Source organism: Streptomyces sp. NPDC049915 (genome assembly GCF_040656475.1).
Classification (GTDB): Bacteria; Actinomycetota; Actinomycetes; order Streptomycetales; family Streptomycetaceae; genus Streptomyces.
Window position 1 is genome coordinate 15,015 of the sequence record NZ_JBFAMH010000011.1, and the last position, 17,506, is coordinate 32,520.

Consider the following 17,506-nt stretch of genomic DNA (forward strand, 5'->3'; position numbering starts at 1 on the left):
ACCACAGACTTACAACCCTGAGAGGGATTGACGCATAGTGCTCGACGTCAACTTCTTCGATGAGCTCCGGATCGGTCTGGCCACCGCTGACGACATCCGTCAGTGGAGCCACGGCGAGGTCAAGAAGCCCGAGACCATCAACTACCGCACCCTCAAGCCCGAAAAGGACGGACTCTTCTGCGAGAAGATCTTCGGTCCGACCCGGGACTGGGAGTGCTACTGCGGCAAGTACAAGCGCGTTCGCTTCAAGGGCATCATCTGTGAGCGCTGCGGCGTCGAGGTGACGCGTGCCAAGGTGCGCCGCGAGCGGATGGGCCACATCGAGCTGGCCGCGCCCGTCACGCACATCTGGTACTTCAAGGGCGTCCCGTCGCGCCTGGGTTACCTGCTGGACCTCGCCCCGAAGGACCTGGAGAAGGTCATCTACTTCGCGGCGTACATGATCACGTACGTCGACGAGGAGCGCCGCCAGCGCGACCTGCCCTCGCTGGAGGCCCATGTCTCCGTCGAGCGCCAGCAGATCGAGCAGCGCCGCGACGCCGACCTCGAGGCCCGCGCCAAGAAGCTCGAGACGGACCTGGCCGAGCTGGAGGCCGAGGGCGCCAAGGCCGACGTGCGCCGCAAGGTGCGTGAGGGTGCCGAGCGCGAGATGAAGCAGCTGCGCGACCGTGCGCAGCGCGAGATCGACCGCCTCGACGAGGTGTGGAACCGGTTCAAGAACCTCAAGGTCCAGGACCTCGAGGGCGACGAGCTGCTCTACCGCGAGCTGCGTGACCGCTTCGGCACGTACTTCGACGGCTCGATGGGTGCCGCGGCGCTGCAGAAGCGCCTGGAGTCCTTCGACCTGGAGGAGGAGGCCGAGCGCCTCCGCGAGATCATCCGGACCGGCAAGGGCCAGAAGAAGACCCGTGCGCTCAAGCGTCTGAAGGTCGTCTCCGCGTTCCTGCAGACGTCCAACAGCCCCAAGGGCATGGTCCTGGACTGCGTCCCGGTCATCCCGCCGGACCTGCGTCCGATGGTGCAGCTGGACGGTGGCCGCTTCGCGACCTCCGACCTGAACGACCTGTACCGCCGTGTCATCAACCGCAACAACCGTCTGAAGCGCCTGCTCGACCTGGGCGCTCCGGAGATCATCGTCAACAACGAGAAGCGCATGCTTCAGGAGGCTGTTGACGCCCTCTTCGACAACGGTCGTCGCGGCCGGCCGGTGACCGGCCCGGGTAACCGCCCGCTGAAGTCCCTCAGCGACATGCTGAAGGGCAAGCAGGGTCGTTTCCGTCAGAACCTGCTCGGTAAGCGTGTCGACTACTCGGCGCGTTCCGTGATCGTCGTCGGTCCGCAGCTGAAGCTGCACCAGTGCGGTCTGCCGAAGGCGATGGCGCTGGAGCTGTTCAAGCCGTTCGTGATGAAGCGCCTGGTCGACCTGAACCACGCGCAGAACATCAAGAGCGCCAAGCGCATGGTGGAGCGCGGCCGCACGGTCGTGTACGACGTCCTCGAAGAGGTCATCGCCGAGCACCCGGTTCTGCTGAACCGTGCTCCCACCCTGCACCGCCTCGGCATCCAGGCCTTCGAGCCGCAGCTGGTCGAGGGCAAGGCCATCCAGATCCACCCGCTCGTCTGCACCGCGTTCAACGCGGACTTCGACGGTGACCAGATGGCCGTGCACCTGCCGCTGTCCGCGGAGGCGCAGGCCGAGGCCCGCATCCTGATGCTGTCCTCGAACAACATCCTCAAGCCGGCCGACGGCCGTCCGGTGACGATGCCGACCCAGGACATGGTCCTCGGTCTGTTCTTCCTCACCACCGACGCCGAGGGCCGCAACCCCAAGGGTGAGGGCCGCGCGTTCGCGTCCGTCGCCGAGGCGATCATGGCGTTCGACGCCGGCGAGCTGTCCCTGCAGACCCCGGTCGACATCCGCTTCCCGGTGGGCACCATCCCGCCGCGTGGCTGGGTGCCGCCGGTGCGCGAGGAGGGCGAGCCGGAGTGGCAGCAGGGTGACAGCTTCACGCTGAAGGCCACGCTGGGCCGTGCGCTCTTCAACGAGCTGCTGCCCGAGGACTACCCGTTCGTCGACTACGAGGTCGGCAAGAAGCAGCTCTCCCAGATCGTCAACGACCTGGCCGAGCGCTACCCGAAGGTCATCGTGGCGGCGACGCTCGACAACCTGAAGGCGGCGGGCTTCTACTGGGCGACCCGTTCCGGCGTCACCGTGGCCATCTCCGACGTCGTCGTTCCCGAGGCGAAGAAGGAGATCGTCGCCCGCTGGGAGGCCGCGGACGAGAAGGTCCAGCGCCAGTACGAGCGTGGTCTGATCACCAAGGACGAGCGCACCCAGGAACTGATCGGCATCTGGACCAACGCGACCAACGAGGTCGCCGAGGCGATGAACGAGAACTTCCCGAAGACCAACCCGATCTTCATGATGGTGAACTCGGGTGCACGAGGCAACATGATGCAGATGCGTCAGATTGCCGGTATGCGTGGTCTGGTGTCGAACGCCAAGAACGAGACGATCCCGCGTCCCATCAAGGCGTCCTTCCGTGAGGGTCTGTCCGTGCTGGAGTACTTCATCTCCACGCACGGTGCCCGTAAGGGTCTGGCGGACACCGCTCTGCGTACCGCCGACTCCGGTTACCTCACCCGTCGTCTGGTCGACGTCTCCCAGGACGTCATCATCCGCGAGGAGGACTGCGGCACCGAGCGTGGTCTCAAGCTGCGGATCGCCGAGCGCGACGCCGAGGGCACGCTCATCAAGGCGGAGGACGTCGAGACCAGCGTGTACGCGCGCTGCCTCGCCGAGGACATCGTGGTCGACGGTCAGGTCCTGGCCCCGGCCGGCACCGACCTCGGTGACGTCCTGATCGACGAGCTGGTCTCCCGCGGCATCGAGGAGGTCAAGACCCGTTCGGTCCTGACCTGTGAGTCCGCGGTCGGTACCTGCGCCATGTGCTACGGCCGTTCGCTGGCCACCGGCAAGCTGGTCGACATCGGTGAGGCGGTCGGCATCATCGCCGCCCAGTCCATCGGTGAGCCCGGTACCCAGCTGACGATGCGTACCTTCCACACCGGTGGTGTGGCCGGTGACGACATCACCCAGGGTCTGCCGCGTGTCGTCGAGCTCTTCGAGGCCCGTACCCCGAAGGGTGTCGCCCCGATCTCCGAGGCCTCCGGCCGCGTGCGCATCGAGGAGACCGAGAAGACCAAGAAGATCGTCATCACGCCGGACGACGGCAGCGACGAGACGGCCTACCCGATCTCGAAGCGTGCCCGTCTCCTGGTCGGCGAGGGCGAGCACGTCGAGGTGGGCCAGAAGCTCACCGTGGGTGCCACCAACCCGCACGACGTGCTGCGCATCCTGGGTCAGCGTGCCGTCCAGGTCCACCTGGTCGGCGAGGTCCAGAAGGTGTACAACTCGCAGGGTGTGTCGATCCACGACAAGCACATCGAGATCATCATCCGGCAGATGTTGCGCCGCGTGACGATCATCGAGTCCGGCGACGCCGAGCTGCTGCCCGGCGAGCTGGTCGAGCGCTCGAAGTTCGAGACCGAGAACCGTCGTGTGGTCCAGGAGGGCGGTCACCCGGCCTCCGGTCGTCCGCAGCTGATGGGTATCACCAAGGCCTCGCTGGCGACGGAGTCCTGGCTGTCGGCCGCCTCCTTCCAGGAGACGACCCGAGTCCTGACGGATGCGGCGATCAACGCCAAGTCCGACAGCCTCATCGGCCTCAAGGAGAACGTCATCATCGGTAAGCTCATCCCGGCCGGTACGGGTCTGTCCCGCTACCGCAACATCCGGGTCGAGCCGACCGAGGAGGCCAAGGCCGCGATGTACTCGGCCGTCGGCTACGACGACATCGACTACTCGCCGTTCGGCACCGGCTCCGGCCAGGCCGTTCCGCTGGAGGACTACGACTACGGTCCGTACAACCAGTAAGGCGTACGTCCACTGAAGGGCGGTCACCCCGTGCGGGTGGCCGCCCTTCGGCGTTGTGCCGGTGCCGCACGCGCCGGTTCGGCGCATCATGGAGGGACGCCGGCGCTTCGGGGAGGTGCTCGTGTCGCAGTCGCCGTATCCGTGGCAGCCCTGGCAGCCCGGGCAGCAGGGCTGGGGCGTGATGCTCGCCTCGCACGCCGACCGGGAGCGGGCCGTCGATGTGCTCCGGGCCGGATTCGGCGAGGGGCGCATGGAGCGTGAGGAGTTCGAGGAGCGGGTCGCGCGGGCGTATGCGGCCCGTACGGTGGGGCAGCTGGCCTCCCTCGTCGCCGACCTGCCGCAGGGCCCCGTACCGCCCTCTGTGCCCGCTGCCCTCGCACCGCCGGCGTTCGTGCCGGTGTCCCGGCCGCGGACGAACGGGAAGGCGGTGGGGGCCGCCGTGTGCGGGCTGCTGTGTGTGCCCACCTTCGGGCTCACCGGCATTCCGGCGGTCGTCCTGGGCCACACGGCACGGTCCGAGATCCGCCGGACGGGTGAGCTGGGGGAGGGGCTGGCCCTGACGGGTCTGGTGCTCGGGTGGTTGGCCACGGCCGGCTGGGCACTCGTACTGCTTCTGCTGACGGCCGTGTCCCTCGCGGTCGGATGACCCCGGCCACGACTGCGGCCACGACCCCGGGGCAAGGGCGTGAGAAAAGTGTTCGAAGCGGACAGCGGCCGCCGATTCGTAGATCACGTGGGCTCGGCGGGCTTGACATGTGGCGCGTGTCGCTGTGGGCGGGGCCCATTTGTTTTGACCGTAGCGTTTGAGGTAGGTACGCTCAGACCTTGTGCCTGGGGTGTGCCTTGGCTCTCCTGCGTGCCTTCAACCGCATAGGAGCCATCTTCGGCCACCGCGATCTGCGTCTCTTTCTGCCACTGCGGCAGGGGCCCGCACGATTCGACACACCCGACCGCGTGGGTCGGCGACGTTCCAGGTTAGCTTCACCATTCGGCACACAGAAACCGGAGAAGTAGTGCCTACGATCCAGCAGCTGGTCCGGAAGGGCCGGCAGGACAAGGTCGAGAAGAACAAGACGCCCGCACTCGAGGGTTCCCCTCAGCGTCGTGGCGTCTGCACGCGTGTGTTCACGACCACCCCGAAGAAGCCGAACTCGGCCCTCCGTAAGGTCGCGCGTGTGCGTCTGACCAGCGGCATCGAGGTCACGGCCTACATTCCGGGTGAGGGACACAACCTGCAGGAGCACTCCATCGTGCTCGTGCGCGGCGGCCGTGTGAAGGACCTGCCGGGTGTTCGCTACAAGATCATCCGCGGCTCGCTCGACACCCAGGGTGTCAAGAACCGCAAGCAGGCTCGCAGCCGTTACGGCGCCAAGAAGGAGAAGTAAGAATGCCTCGTAAGGGCCCCGCCCCGAAGCGCCCGGTCATCATCGACCCGGTCTACGGTTCTCCTCTGGTGACCTCCCTGATCAACAAGGTGCTGCTGAACGGCAAGCGCTCCACCGCCGAGCGCATCGTCTACGGCGCTATGGAGGGTCTGCGTGAGAAGACGGGCAACGACCCGATCATCACGCTGAAGCGCGCGCTGGAGAACATCAAGCCGACCCTCGAGGTCAAGTCCCGCCGTGTCGGTGGTGCGACGTACCAGGTTCCGATCGAGGTCAAGCCCGGTCGTGCCAACACGCTCGCGCTGCGCTGGCTGGTCGGTTACTCCCGCGCCCGTCGCGAGAAGACCATGACCGAGCGTCTGCTCAACGAGCTTCTCGACGCCTCCAACGGCCTCGGTGCCGCTGTGAAGAAGCGCGAGGACACGCACAAGATGGCCGAGTCCAACAAGGCCTTCGCGCACTACCGCTGGTAGTCGCTACCCACATCGAGACCGAGAGAAGACTGAAGCCTTATGGCTACCACTTCACTTGACCTGGCCAAGGTCCGCAACATCGGGATCATGGCCCACATCGACGCGGGCAAGACGACCACCACCGAGCGGATCCTGTTCTACACCGGTGTGTCTTACAAGATCGGTGAGGTCCACGACGGCGCTGCCACCATGGACTGGATGGAGCAGGAGCAGGAGCGTGGCATCACGATCACCTCTGCTGCCACCACCTGCCACTGGCCGCTGGAAGACGTCGACCACACCATCAACATCATCGACACCCCCGGTCACGTCGACTTCACCGTCGAGGTGGAGCGCTCGCTGCGCGTGCTCGACGGTGCCGTGACGGTGTTCGACGGTGTCGCCGGCGTTGAGCCGCAGTCCGAGACGGTGTGGCGTCAGGCGGACCGCTACGGCGTTCCGCGTATCTGCTTCGTCAACAAGCTCGACCGCACGGGCGCCGAGTTCCACCGCTGTGTGGACATGATCTCGGACCGCCTGGGCGCGCAGCCGATCGTCATGCAGCTCCCGATCGGTGCCGAGGCCGACTTCCAGGGCGTCGTGGACCTGGTCCGCATGAAGGCGTTCGTGTGGTCCGCCGAGGCCACCAAGGGCGAGATGTACGACGTCGTCGACATCCCGGACACGCACACCGAGGCTGCCGAGGAGTACCGCGGCAAGCTGCTCGAGGCCGTGGCCGAGAACGACGAAGAGATCATGGAGCTGTACCTGGAGGGCCAGGAGCCCACCGAGGAGCAGCTGTACGCCGCGATCCGTCGTATCACCATCGCGTCCGGCAAGGGCACCGGCACCACCGTCACCCCGGTGTTCTGCGGCACCGCGTTCAAGAACAAGGGCGTCCAGCCCCTGCTCGACGCGGTCGTGCGCTACCTGCCGTCCCCGGTCGACATCGAGGCCATCGAGGGCCACGACGTCAAGGACCCGGAGACGGTCGTCAAGCGCAAGCCGTCCGAGGACGAGCCGCTGTCGGCGCTCGCGTTCAAGATCATGAGCGACCCGCACCTGGGCAAGCTCACCTTCGTCCGGGTCTACTCGGGCCGCCTGGAGTCCGGCACCTCGGTGCTGAACTCGGTCAAGGGCAAGAAGGAGCGCATCGGCAAGATCTACCGCATGCACGCCAACAAGCGTGAGGAGATCGACGCGGTGGGCGCCGGCGACATCGTCGCCGTCATGGGCCTGAAGCAGACCACCACCGGTGAGACGCTCTGCGACGAGAAGAACCCGGTGATCCTGGAGTCCATGGACTTCCCGGCGCCGGTCATCGAGGTCGCGATCGAGCCCAAGTCCAAGGGTGACCAGGAGAAGCTGGGTGTCGCCATCCAGCGTCTCGCGGAGGAGGACCCCTCCTTCCAGGTGCACACCAACGAGGAGACCGGCCAGACCGTCATCGGCGGTATGGGCGAGCTTCACCTCGAGGTCCTCGTCGACCGCATGAAGCGCGAGTTCAAGGTCGAGGCCAACGTCGGCAAGCCGCAGGTGGCCTACCGCGAGACGATCCGCAAGGCCGTCGAGCGCGTCGACTACACCCACAAGAAGCAGACCGGTGGTACCGGTCAGTTCGCGAAGGTGCAGATCGGCATCGAGCCCCTCGAGGGCGGCGACGTCTCGTACGAGTTCGTGAACAAGGTGACCGGTGGCCGTATCCCGAAGGAGTACATCCCTTCGGTGGACGCCGGTGCGCAGGAGGCCATGCAGTTCGGCATCCTCGCCGGCTACGAGATGACCGGTGTCCGTGTCATCCTCCACGACGGTGCCTACCACGAGGTCGACTCCTCCGAGCTCGCGTTCAAGATCGCCGGTTCGCAGGCCTTCAAGGAGGCCGCGCGCAAGGCCAGCCCCGTGCTGCTCGAGCCGATGATGGCCGTCGAGGTCACCACGCCCGAGGACTACATGGGTGAGGTCATCGGCGACATCAACTCCCGCCGTGGTCAGATCCAGGCCATGGAGGAGCGGGCCGGTGCCCGTGTCGTGAAGGGCCTCGTGCCCCTGTCGGAGATGTTCGGCTACGTCGGCGACCTCCGCAGCAAGACGTCGGGGCGCGCAAGCTACTCGATGCAGTTCGACTCCTACGCCGAGGTTCCCCGGAACGTCGCCGAGGAGATCATCGCGAAGGCCAAGGGCGAGTAACGCACCGCGTTCACACGCCGTAGGCTTGACTCCGGAGCCTCGCGGGGCAAACGCACACGATCGTGGGTGTTTGCCCCGGGTTCCGGGACTTAACAGCAAAGATCACCTGGCGCCGATGAAGTAAGGCGTACCAGAACCACTCCCAGGAGGACCCCAGTGGCGAAGGCGAAGTTCGAGCGGACTAAGCCGCACGTCAACATCGGCACCATCGGTCACATCGACCACGGTAAGACGACCCTCACGGCCGCCATTACCAAGGTGCTGCACGACGCGTACCCGGACCTGAACGAGGCCACCGCGTTCGACAACATCGACAAGGCGCCCGAGGAGCGTCAGCGCGGTATCACCATCTCCATCGCGCACGTCGAGTACCAGACCGAGGCGCGTCACTACGCCCACGTCGACTGCCCGGGTCACGCGGACTACATCAAGAACATGATCACCGGTGCCGCCCAGATGGACGGCGCGATCCTCGTGGTCGCCGCGACCGACGGTCCGATGCCGCAGACCAAGGAGCACGTGCTCCTGGCCCGCCAGGTCGGTGTGCCGTACATCGTCGTCGCCCTGAACAAGGCCGACATGGTGGACGACGAGGAGATCCTGGAGCTCGTCGAGCTCGAGGTCCGTGAGCTCCTCTCCGAGTACGAGTTCCCGGGCGACGACCTGCCGGTCGTCAAGGTCTCCGCGCTGAAGGCGCTCGAGGGCGACCCCGAGTGGACCAAGACCGTCCTCGACCTGATGAAGGCCGTCGACGAGTCCATCCCGGAGCCGGAGCGCGACGTCGACAAGCCGTTCCTCATGCCGATCGAGGACGTCTTCACGATCACCGGTCGCGGTACGGTCGTCACCGGCCGTATCGAGCGTGGTGTCCTGAAGGTCAACGAGACCGTCGACATCATCGGCATCAAGACCGAGAAGACCACCACCACGGTCACCGGTATCGAGATGTTCCGCAAGCTGCTCGACGAGGGCCAGGCCGGTGAGAACGTCGGTCTGCTGCTTCGTGGCATCAAGCGCGAGGACGTCGAGCGCGGCCAGGTCATCATCAAGCCGGGCTCGGTCACCCCGCACACCGAGTTCGAGGCCACGGCCTACATCCTGTCGAAGGACGAGGGTGGCCGTCACACCCCGTTCTTCAACAACTACCGCCCGCAGTTCTACTTCCGTACCACGGACGTGACCGGCGTCGTGACCCTCCCCGAGGGCACCGAGATGGTCATGCCGGGCGACAACACCGACATGAAGGTCGAGCTGATCCAGCCGGTCGCCATGGAGGAGGGCCTGAAGTTCGCCATCCGTGAGGGTGGCCGGACCGTCGGCGCCGGCCAGGTCACCAAGATCAACAAGTAAGTTCCGCTTGCTTGAGGGTTCTGTGACCCGGTAGCTCAGCTGCGAGCTCCGCGAGGGGCCCGTACGACTTCGGTCGTACGGGCCCCTCGTTTTTGTGCGCCCGCTTCGAAAGCGCTCTCATGCGCCCTGTAGCATGCCGCCACTTATTGGTTGCATGTTCATCAAAGGGCCCGGCAGGGCCCGTTGGGGTGGGAACAACTTGAGATCGGGACGTCGAGCACGTCGCACCACCGCCGCTCGGGCGCGGCGCACGGCTGTCGGAGCCGCCCTCGGGATCGCCGCGCTCGTGGGTATCCAGTCCATCGCGAGCGGAGCGGTCTTCGGGAACGGGGACGATCAGGGGCGCCGACCGAGCGTCTACAGCGCGCGGGGGAAGGCGGACGGCCCGGTCCGGACCGCCGTCCACCTGCTCGCGCTGCGCGACCAGGGCCATGGCGAGGCGGTCCTGTCGAAGCGGGACACCGACCGTTTCGCCCTCATGGGCGTCTCCTGGACGGACCCACGGGCGAAGATCCAGGGCACGATCCAGGCGCGCGCCCGCAACGCCGAGACCGGCGAGTGGACCGCGTGGCAGGACCTGACGCCGTACCCGGCGCTGCTCGACGGCAACCGGTCCGGCGCGCGCGGCTCCACCGAGCCGGTGTGGGTGGACGCCTCCGACGGCGCCGAGGTCCGCGTCACCGACGGCGCCCGCAACGGCAAGCTCCCCGCCGGTCTGCGGCTGGACCTGGTCGACCCGGGCACGGCCACGGCGGGCGAGCCCTCGGGTGATCTGGCCGCGGAGCCCGCGGCCTTCGCGCAGGACACCACGCCTCCGACGATGCCCGGCCCGGCCTCCACGGCCCCGCAGCCGACGATCGTCTCGCGGGCCGGCTGGGGCGCGGACGAGAGCATCAGCCCCGAAGCGCCGGAGTATCTGCCGAACGGCAACACCATCAAGGCCGCGTTCGTGCACCACACCGCGGACGCCAACCCCTACGACTGCTCCGAGTCCGCCGCGATCATCCGGAGCATCTACACGTACCACGTGAAGGGGAGCGGCTGGAAGGACATCGGCTACAACTTCCTGGTCGACAAGTGCGGCACCCTTTTCGAGGGCCGCAAGGGCGGTATCGACCAGCCGGTGTACGGGGCCCACACCTACGGCTGGAACTCCCAGTCGACGGCCGTGGCCTTCCTCGGTGACCACAACCTGACGAGCGCCTCGGACGCGTCCCTGGTCTCCGCCTCGCGGCTCATCGCGTACAAGCTCGGTCAGTACGGCGTCGACCCGTCCGGTACGACGCTGCTGAACGCCGGTGCCACGCAGAAGAACTACTTCAACACGTCCTTCACGCAGGGCCAGGACTACACGTTCGCGACCGTCTCCGGGCACCGTGACGCCTACGCCACCGAGTGCCCCGGCAGCCTGCTCTACGGGCAGCTCGGCACGATCCGCGGCTACGCGAGCGGCACGGTCCAGAACCTGGCGATCAGCTCGGTGGGCGGCCAGGCGACGAAGGCCGGCAGCGGCTACCAGACGTCCGGCCCGGCCACGGTCAACTGGTCCACGAGCACGCAGAACGCCCTGATCTACAAGTTCGAGGTACTGGTCGACGATCAGGTCGCGACCTGGAGCTGGGGTCATGTCCGCAGCGCGTCGCTCACCCTGACCGGCTACGGCGACCACACGGTGGCCGTCCGCGCCACCCACACCTCCGGCAAGGTGACGACCTCGGCGCCGGTCACCGTGACCGTGCCGGGCCCGAAGACCTTCAAGCCGGTCACCCCGACCCGCCTGATGGACACCCGGTACGGCACGGGCGTGACGAAGGCCAAGGTCGGTCCCGGCGGTGAGGTGGTGCTCGACGTCACCGGCAACAGCGTGGTGCCGTCCACCGGCGTCGGCGCGGTCGTCCTGAACGTGACGGCCACGAACCCCACGTCGACCAGCTATGTGTCCGTCTACCCGAACGGCACCGACCGCACGGCCGCTTCGAACCTCAACTTCACCGCCGGGAAGACCATCCCGAACCTGGTGACCGTGCCGGTGATCGACGGCAAGGTGCGGTTCTACAACCACGCGGGCTCGGTCGACCTGATCGCCGACGTCACCGGCTACTACGCGACGGACACCAGCGGCTCGACCCACGTCAGCCACGGCCCGCTGCGGCTGATGGACACGCGGTACGGCATCGGTGTCCCGAAGGCCCCGGTGGGTCCTCAGGGCGTGGTGTCGCTGCCGGTGGCCGGCGTCCAGGGTGTGCCGTCGTCCGGTGTGACGGCGGTGGTCCTGAACGTGACGGCGACGAACCCGACGTCGTCGAGCTTCGTCTCGGTCTACCCGGACGGTACGGCGCGCACGTCGGCGTCGAACCTGAACTTCACCGCCCGCCAGACGATCCCGAACCTGGTGATCGTCCCGGTGGTCAACGGCAAGGTGGACTTCTACAACCAGTGGGGCTCGGTCGATCTGATCGCCGACATCACCGGCTACTTCACCTCCGGCACCGAGGGCGCCTCGCACATCAACCTGGGCCCGCTGCGGCTGATGGACACGCGGTACGGCATCGGTGTCCCGAAGGCTCCGGTGGGTCCGCAGGGCGTGGTGTCGCTGCCGGTGGCCGGCGTCCAGGGCGTGCCGTCGTCCGGTGTGACGGCGGTGGTCCTGAACGTGACGGCGACGAACCCGACGTCGTCGAGCTTCGTCTCGGTCTACCCGGACGGTACGGCCCGCACGTCGGCGTCGAACCTGAACTTCACGTCGGGCCTGACGATCCCGAACCTGGTGATCGTCCCGGTCGTGAACGGCAAGGTGGATTTCTACAACCAGTGGGGCTCGGTAGACCTGATCGCCGACATCACGGGGTACTTCACGAAGTGATGTGATCACGCCGCTGACCGGCTGCCGGGGTGGCCTTCCCGGCAGTCGCGGCAGTAGGTGCCTGGGTGAGGGGTGCGAATCGCGCGTTCGCACCCCTCACAGCTGTGCAGGGGCAGGCGTCCGGTGGGGCGGTTCCCGGCGGCCGGCGGTTCGGGGGGCGCGGGAGGAGGGAGCAGCTCGGTCAGGCGGTGGGCGAGCAGGGCCGCCGGGTTGCGCAAAGACTCGCGTGGGAGGTTCGCGGTCAGGGCGTGGTGGACGGCTTCGGGCCGTACGCCGCGTTCGAGCCAGGCGGCGACGGCCGGGGCGAGGCGGTGGACGGCGCGCTCGGAGAGCAGCAGGCGGGGGTCGCGGTGGTGGAGGCTGGCCAGGACGGCCGTGGCCGCACGGTGACGGTCCAGGTCAAGGCCCTGCGGCTCGGGGAGCGGAGGTGACGCGGGCCGCGGTGGTGCCTCGGGCGCGGGCGCGGGCTCGGGGACCGGTGCCGGAGGCGGCGGGGGAGCGGGTGCCCGCGGTGGTGGCGGCGGCGGTGTCTCGGGGCGAGGGGTCGCGCCGGTGGCGGGCCGGTTGTACGACACCGTGTGCGTGATGATCCGGCCGTTCGGGAGCTTCTGGCGGATGCGGGCCAGGTAGCCGTGGGCCTCCAGTTCGCGCAGGGCGGCGGCGATACGGGTCTCGCCCTCCGGGAAGCGGGCGGCGAGCGTCTTGATGCCGACGGGGGCGCCGGCGGGCAGCGACTGGATGTGGGTGGCGATACCGATCGCGGTGAGCGACAGCTCGCGGTGCTGCGCGAGGTGGTTGCCGATGACCGTGAAGCAGGTGGTGTGCGGGGTGTTGATGTGGGTGATGCCGCGCTGATTCAGCGGCTGGGCGCACGGGGGCGCGCTAAAGTGCTCGGTACCCATCGGGAAGCTCTTCTCTTCCTCGGTGGTCAGGCCCTCGATCGGGATGCCAGTCCCGGCCGGGGGCCGTCGCATGTCTTCGGTTGTGGTCGCCGCGAGCATATGCCATCGAACTGGCTGCAAATCCAGTCCAGTTGAAGAAGACCACTCGTGCGGGTGACGGGGGTCCGCAGGGTAGTCGGCGGGGTGGGGCCGGGTTGGGCCGGTACTTTCCTCAGGGTTCTTTAAAGCATTGACCACGCGCCGGGCCGCGTCGCCGCTCACCGGAACGTGACCGGCCGCGACGCGGTGCTCCCCGTCCCGATCTCCGCCCAGACGGTCTTGCGCGGGAAGCGTTCCTCCCGCACACCCCACCGGTCCGCGAGCGCCTCGACGAGGAGCAGCCCCCGCCCGGACTCGGCACTCTCCTCCGGGCACCGCACCTCCGGCAGACGCTCACCCCGCGTGTCCGTCACCTCGATGCGCAGGGTGCCGCCGACCACGAACAGCGTCAGCCGGAAGTTGCGCCCGGGGACGCGGCCGTGGGTGGCCGCGTTGGCCGCCAGCTCGGCCACGAGGTGGTTCGCGGGCTCGGTCGGCAGCCCCCAGCGGCGCAGTTGCGCCTCGGCGAGCAGCCGGGCCAGGCGGGCGCCGCGCGCGGTGGACGACAGCAGCACGCTGAAGTGGGGGACGGAGTGGGCGAGTTCGGTGCCGGAGGCGGCGATTTCCTGATTCACGTCACTCAGCGTGGCGGCTTCTGCCTACCGTGGAGAGTGACAGGGCGGTTGCGTACGGTCACTGTCCGGCGCTTGTCCGGTGCTGTCTTGGCTGTCGGCACGGTTGCCAGGGGTAGGGCGCCGACGTACGGCGCGGCAACGGGACGACGGAGGGGCGCGGATGTCCGTGGACGGCGAGGCGGTACGGCTCAAGAGCGAGGCGGACGAGCCGGGTTGGGAAGTGGACCCGGACGACGAGTGGGGCGTGGCCGTCATCGCCACGGTCGGGCGGCAGCTGAAACTGCGCCGGGAGGCGGCCGGGCTGCGGGCCGCCGAGTTCGGCAGGCTCATCGGCTACAGCGAGGACATGGTCTACAAGATCGAGTCCGGGAAGCGGATTCCCCGCCAGGACTACCTGGTCGCGGCCGACCAGGTGCTGAACGCCGGCGGGCTCATCGCGGCGACGTGGGAGGACGTGAAGAAGGTCCGCTATCCGAAGCGGGTGCGGGAGCTGGCGAAGCTGGAAGCGCAGGCGGTGGAGATCGGGGTGTATGAGTGCAACATCATCGCCGGGTTGCTCCAGACGCCGGACCATGCACGAGCCGTGATCGGCGCGGCCCAGCCGCCGTACTCACCGGACGACGTCGAGCGCATGGTGGCGGCTCGGCTGGCGCGGCAGTCGGTTTTCGAGCGGGATCCGGCATCCTCGATCCACTTCGTTTTGGAAGAGGCGCCACTACGTCGGCAGGTCGGGGGCACAATGGCCTGGCGACGGCAGCTCGAACGTCTGCTGGAGGTGGGGCAGTTGCGCAATGTCACGCTCCAGGTGATGCCTACGAACACCGAGGCCCATCCAGGGTTGGACGGCAGGATCGAGCTGCTCAAGTTCCCGGACGGGACGGCGGTGGGCCGCTCCGACGGCGCGTTCAACGGCCGGCCGACGCATGATCCCAAACACCTGCGCATCCTTGAGCTGCGGTATGGCACCATCCGGGCTCAGGCGCTCTCGCCCCGGGAGTCGCTGGCCTTCATCGAGCACCTGCTGGGAGAGACATGATCCGCAAGACCACGGCCGGGGACACCGCCGAGCTGGTCTGGTTCAAGAGCAGCTACAGCGGTGGTACCGACGGCAACTCCTGCGTCGAGGTCGCCCACGCTCCCGGCGCCGTGCACGTGCGTGACTCCAAGCACACCGCCGGTCCCCGGCTCGCGCTCACGGAGAGCGCGTGGGCGGATTTCGTGACCTACGCCACTCGGGACTGAGGGTGGCGGGCGCCCCGGGTTTGACCTGCGTCACCCCCGGGGTAATCTCTTCCGCTCGATTGGCGTCCGGCCTGCCCCATATGGCAGACTGTCGGAGTTGCTCGGTCGAGTGTTGATGCTGCGCGCCTCCCGCCGGGAGGACCGGAAGCGAGTCCCACAGTACTCGTCGCCCTAACTGCCCTCGGGCAGCGCTGGGGCGGACGTACGGGAATCTTCCGGGAAGTGTGGTGCGGCACTGGCCAGGCACCCGGTGAACCTCTTCCCCAGGCAAGGGATGTTCGAACAAGGGACATCTGTGTCAGCGGGAGTGCGACACGCCCGACCGCGTGGGTCGGACAGAGTCGAAGGGACACCAGGTTCCAGAGCTGTAGAGAGACAGGACTACTGAGTAGCCATGGCGGGACAGAAGATCCGCATCCGGCTCAAGGCCTACGACCACGAAGTCATCGACTCTTCGGCGAAGAAGATCGTCGAGACGGTGACGCGCACTGGTGCGTCGGTCGCGGGCCCGGTGCCGCTGCCCACTGAGAAGAACGTGTACTGCGTCATCAAGTCGCCGCACAAGTACAAGGACTCGCGCGAGCACTTCGAGATGCGCACGCACAAGCGCCTGATCGACATCCTCGACCCGACCCCCAAGACCGTTGACTCTCTGATGCGACTCGACCTCCCGGCCGGTGTCGACATCGAGATCAAGCTCTGAGGCTGGTGGGCTGAGAATGGCTAAGCAGATCAAGGGCATCCTGGGCGAGAAGCTCGGCATGACGCAGGTGTGGGACGAGAACAACCGTGTTGTTCCGGTCACCGTCGTCAAGGCCAGCCCCAACGTCGTCACCCAGGTCCGTACCAACGACGTCGACGGCTACGAGTCGGTCCAGATCGCCTTCGGCGAGATCGACCCGCGCAAGGTGAACAAGCCCCTCAAGGGTCACTTCGCCAAGGCCGACGTCACCCCCCGTCGCCACCTCGTCGAGATCCGGACGGCCGACGCCTCCGAGTACACCCTCGGCCAGGAGATCACCGCTGAGGTGTTCGAGGCCGGCGTGAAGGTCGACGTCACCGGCAAGAGCAAGGGCAAGGGCTTCGCCGGTGTCATGAAGCGCCACAACTTCGGTGGCCTCGGCGCCGGTCACGGCACCCAGCGCAAGCACCGCTCGCCCGGTTCCATCGGTGGCTGCGCCACCCCGGGCCGTGTGTTCAAGGGCCTGCGCATGGCGGGTCGTATGGGCAACGAGCGGGTCACCACCCAGAACCTGACCGTCCACGCCGTTGACGCGGAGAAGGGTCTGCTGCTCATCAAGGGCGCGGTTCCCGGTCCGAACGGCGGCCTCGTCCTGGTCCGCACCGCGGCCAAGGGGGCCTGAGGTAACCGATGAGCACTGTTGACATCCTTTCGCCGGCGGGCGACAAGGCCGGTTCCGTCGAGCTCCCCGCGGAGATCTTCGACGTGGAAAAGATCAGCATCCCGCTGATCCACCAGGTCGTCGTCGCGCAGCTGGCCGCTGCCCGCCAGGGCACCCACAAGACGAAGACGCGTGGCGAGGTCCGCGGCGGTGGCAGGAAGCCGTACCGCCAGAAGGGCACCGGTCGCGCCCGTCAGGGTTCGACCCGCGCGCCGCAGTTCGCCGGTGGTGGCGTCGTGCACGGTCCCGTGCCGCGTGACTACTCGCAGCGGACCCCGAAGAAGATGAAGGCCGCGGCCCTGCGCCACGCCCTCACCGACCGGGCCCGCCACAACCGCATCCACGTCGTCTCCGGCGTGGTCGAGGGCGCGAACCCGTCCACGAAGGCCGCCAAGTCGCTGTTCGGCAAGATCTCGGAGCGCAAGAACCTGCTCCTGGTCGTCGACCGCGCCGACGAGGCCGCGTGGCTGTCCGCCCGCAACCTGCCCCAGGTCCACATCCTGGAGCCGGGCCAGCTGAACACGTACGACGTTCTCGTCTCGGACGACGTGGTCTTCACCCAGTCCGCGTTCGAGTCCTTCGTGTCCGGCCCGAAGGCCAATGACACCGAAGGGAGCGAGGCCTGATGGCTATCCGTCACCCCGCTATCGCCTCGAAGGCGGCCAAGGCCGCCAAGGCCGCGCGCGTCGCCAAGGCGCGTCGTCACGCCGCCGAGGGCAAGAACACCGTCGAGACCCCGCTGAGCAAGTCCTTCACGGACCCCCGTGACGTGCTGCTCAAGCCGGTCGTCTCCGAGAAGAGCTACGCGCTCCTCGACGAGAACAAGTACACGTTCATCGTCGCCCCGGGCGCCAACAAGACCCAGATCAAGCAGGCCGTCCAGGCGGTCTTCTCGGTCAAGGTCACCGGGGTCAACACGATCAACCGCCAGGGCAAGCGCAAGCGCACCAAGACCGGCTTCGGTCAGCGTGCCGGCAGCAAGCGGGCGATCGTGACCCTCGCCGAGGGCGACCGTATCGACATCTTCGGCGGTCCGACCGCGTAAGCGGGTCGGATCGTCCGATATCGGACG

At 67.5% G+C, this 17,506-nt stretch carries 15 protein-coding genes; 13 read left to right on the plus strand and 2 right to left on the minus strand.

Features of this window, described 5'->3' with window-relative positions:
- The first annotated feature begins 37 nt into the window (after positions 1–37).
- From AB0J12_RS20355 to AB0J12_RS20385, 7 genes are all read left to right on the plus strand, one after another.
- A complete protein-coding gene (locus tag AB0J12_RS20355; RefSeq protein WP_363265724.1) occupies positions 38–3,937 on the plus strand; it encodes a DNA-directed RNA polymerase subunit beta' in 3,900 nt (1,299 codons plus the stop codon).
- 121 nt (positions 3,938–4,058) lie between these two features.
- Complete coding sequence (locus AB0J12_RS20360) at positions 4,059–4,583, plus strand: DUF1707 and DUF4190 domain-containing protein (protein ID WP_363265725.1); 525 nt, start codon at positions 4,059–4,061, stop codon at positions 4,581–4,583.
- Positions 4,584–4,950: 367 nt separating this feature from the next.
- Complete coding sequence (gene rpsL / locus AB0J12_RS20365; protein ID WP_003948652.1) at positions 4,951–5,322, plus strand: 30S ribosomal protein S12; 372 nt, start codon at positions 4,951–4,953, stop codon at positions 5,320–5,322.
- Between the two features lie 2 nt (positions 5,323–5,324).
- Positions 5,325–5,795 (plus strand): 30S ribosomal protein S7, encoded by a 471-nt coding sequence (gene rpsG, locus AB0J12_RS20370; RefSeq protein ID WP_003992340.1) that lies wholly within the window; start codon positions 5,325–5,327, stop codon positions 5,793–5,795.
- A gap of 39 nt (positions 5,796–5,834) precedes the next feature.
- Positions 5,835–7,961: an elongation factor G gene (gene fusA, locus AB0J12_RS20375; protein WP_363265726.1), complete on the plus strand. Its 2,127-nt coding sequence runs from the start codon at positions 5,835–5,837 to the stop codon at positions 7,959–7,961.
- 156 nt (positions 7,962–8,117) lie between these two features.
- Positions 8,118–9,311, plus strand: a complete 1,194-nt coding sequence (gene tuf / locus AB0J12_RS20380; protein WP_363265727.1) for an elongation factor Tu — start codon at positions 8,118–8,120, stop codon at positions 9,309–9,311.
- 286 nt (positions 9,312–9,597) lie between these two features.
- Positions 9,598–12,174 (plus strand): N-acetylmuramoyl-L-alanine amidase, encoded by a 2,577-nt coding sequence (locus tag AB0J12_RS20385; RefSeq protein ID WP_363265728.1) that lies wholly within the window; start codon positions 9,598–9,600, stop codon positions 12,172–12,174.
- A gap of 5 nt (positions 12,175–12,179) precedes the next feature.
- Here AB0J12_RS20385 and AB0J12_RS20390 read toward each other — a convergent pair whose 3' ends face one another.
- Together AB0J12_RS20390 and AB0J12_RS20395 are read right to left on the minus strand one after the other, a co-directional pair.
- Positions 12,180–13,148 carry a helix-turn-helix domain-containing protein gene (locus AB0J12_RS20390; RefSeq protein WP_363265729.1) on the minus strand — a complete coding sequence of 323 codons (969 nt, stop codon included), beginning with the start codon at positions 13,146–13,148 and terminating at the stop codon, positions 12,180–12,182.
- A gap of 185 nt (positions 13,149–13,333) precedes the next feature.
- On the minus strand, positions 13,334–13,789 hold the full coding sequence (locus AB0J12_RS20395) for an ATP-binding protein (protein ID WP_363265730.1): 456 nt from the start codon (positions 13,787–13,789) through the stop codon (positions 13,334–13,336).
- A gap of 160 nt (positions 13,790–13,949) precedes the next feature.
- On the opposite strand from AB0J12_RS20395, the gene AB0J12_RS20400 reads away from it, so the two are divergent.
- From AB0J12_RS20400 to rplW, 6 genes are all read left to right on the plus strand, one after another.
- Positions 13,950–14,825, plus strand: coding sequence for a helix-turn-helix transcriptional regulator (locus AB0J12_RS20400; protein WP_363265731.1), 876 nt, complete (start codon positions 13,950–13,952; stop codon positions 14,823–14,825).
- A complete protein-coding gene (locus AB0J12_RS20405; protein WP_363265732.1) occupies positions 14,822–15,031 on the plus strand; it encodes a DUF397 domain-containing protein in 210 nt (69 codons plus the stop codon). The genes AB0J12_RS20400 and AB0J12_RS20405 overlap by 4 nt, the downstream gene beginning before the upstream one ends.
- A 394-nt stretch (positions 15,032–15,425) precedes the next feature.
- Positions 15,426–15,734 carry a 30S ribosomal protein S10 gene (gene rpsJ, locus AB0J12_RS20410; RefSeq protein WP_003948644.1) on the plus strand — a complete coding sequence of 103 codons (309 nt, stop codon included), beginning with the start codon at positions 15,426–15,428 and terminating at the stop codon, positions 15,732–15,734.
- 16 nt (positions 15,735–15,750) lie between these two features.
- On the plus strand, positions 15,751–16,395 hold the full coding sequence (gene rplC, locus AB0J12_RS20415; protein WP_306190413.1) for a 50S ribosomal protein L3: 645 nt from the start codon (positions 15,751–15,753) through the stop codon (positions 16,393–16,395).
- Positions 16,396–16,403: 8 nt separating this feature from the next.
- Positions 16,404–17,060 (plus strand): 50S ribosomal protein L4, encoded by a 657-nt coding sequence (gene rplD / locus AB0J12_RS20420; RefSeq protein WP_363265733.1) that lies wholly within the window; start codon positions 16,404–16,406, stop codon positions 17,058–17,060.
- Positions 17,060–17,479 carry a 50S ribosomal protein L23 gene (gene rplW, locus AB0J12_RS20425; protein ID WP_363265735.1) on the plus strand — a complete coding sequence of 140 codons (420 nt, stop codon included), beginning with the start codon at positions 17,060–17,062 and terminating at the stop codon, positions 17,477–17,479. The genes rplD and rplW overlap by 1 nt, the downstream gene beginning before the upstream one ends.
- Positions 17,480–17,506 lie beyond the last annotated feature (27 nt).

Bases quoted from the DNA above. Each gene is read 5' to 3' on its own strand.
- rpsG (WP_003992340.1), top strand. From the start codon at position 5,325: ATGCCTCGTAAGGGCCCCGCCCCGAAGCGCCCGGTCATCATCGACCCG.
- fusA (WP_363265726.1), top strand. From the start codon at position 5,835: ATGGCTACCACTTCACTTGACCTGGCCAAGGTCCGCAACATCGGGATC.
- AB0J12_RS20390 (WP_363265729.1), bottom strand. From the start codon at position 13,148: ATGCGACGGCCCCCGGCCGGGACTGGCATCCCGATCGAGGGCCTGACC.
- AB0J12_RS20400 (WP_363265731.1), top strand. From the start codon at position 13,950: ATGTCCGTGGACGGCGAGGCGGTACGGCTCAAGAGCGAGGCGGACGAG.
- AB0J12_RS20405 (WP_363265732.1), top strand. From the start codon at position 14,822: ATGATCCGCAAGACCACGGCCGGGGACACCGCCGAGCTGGTCTGGTTC.
- rpsJ (WP_003948644.1), top strand. From the start codon at position 15,426: ATGGCGGGACAGAAGATCCGCATCCGGCTCAAGGCCTACGACCACGAA.
- rplC (WP_306190413.1), top strand. From the start codon at position 15,751: ATGGCTAAGCAGATCAAGGGCATCCTGGGCGAGAAGCTCGGCATGACG.
- rplD (WP_363265733.1), top strand. From the start codon at position 16,404: ATGAGCACTGTTGACATCCTTTCGCCGGCGGGCGACAAGGCCGGTTCC.
- rplW (WP_363265735.1), top strand. From the start codon at position 17,060: ATGGCTATCCGTCACCCCGCTATCGCCTCGAAGGCGGCCAAGGCCGCC.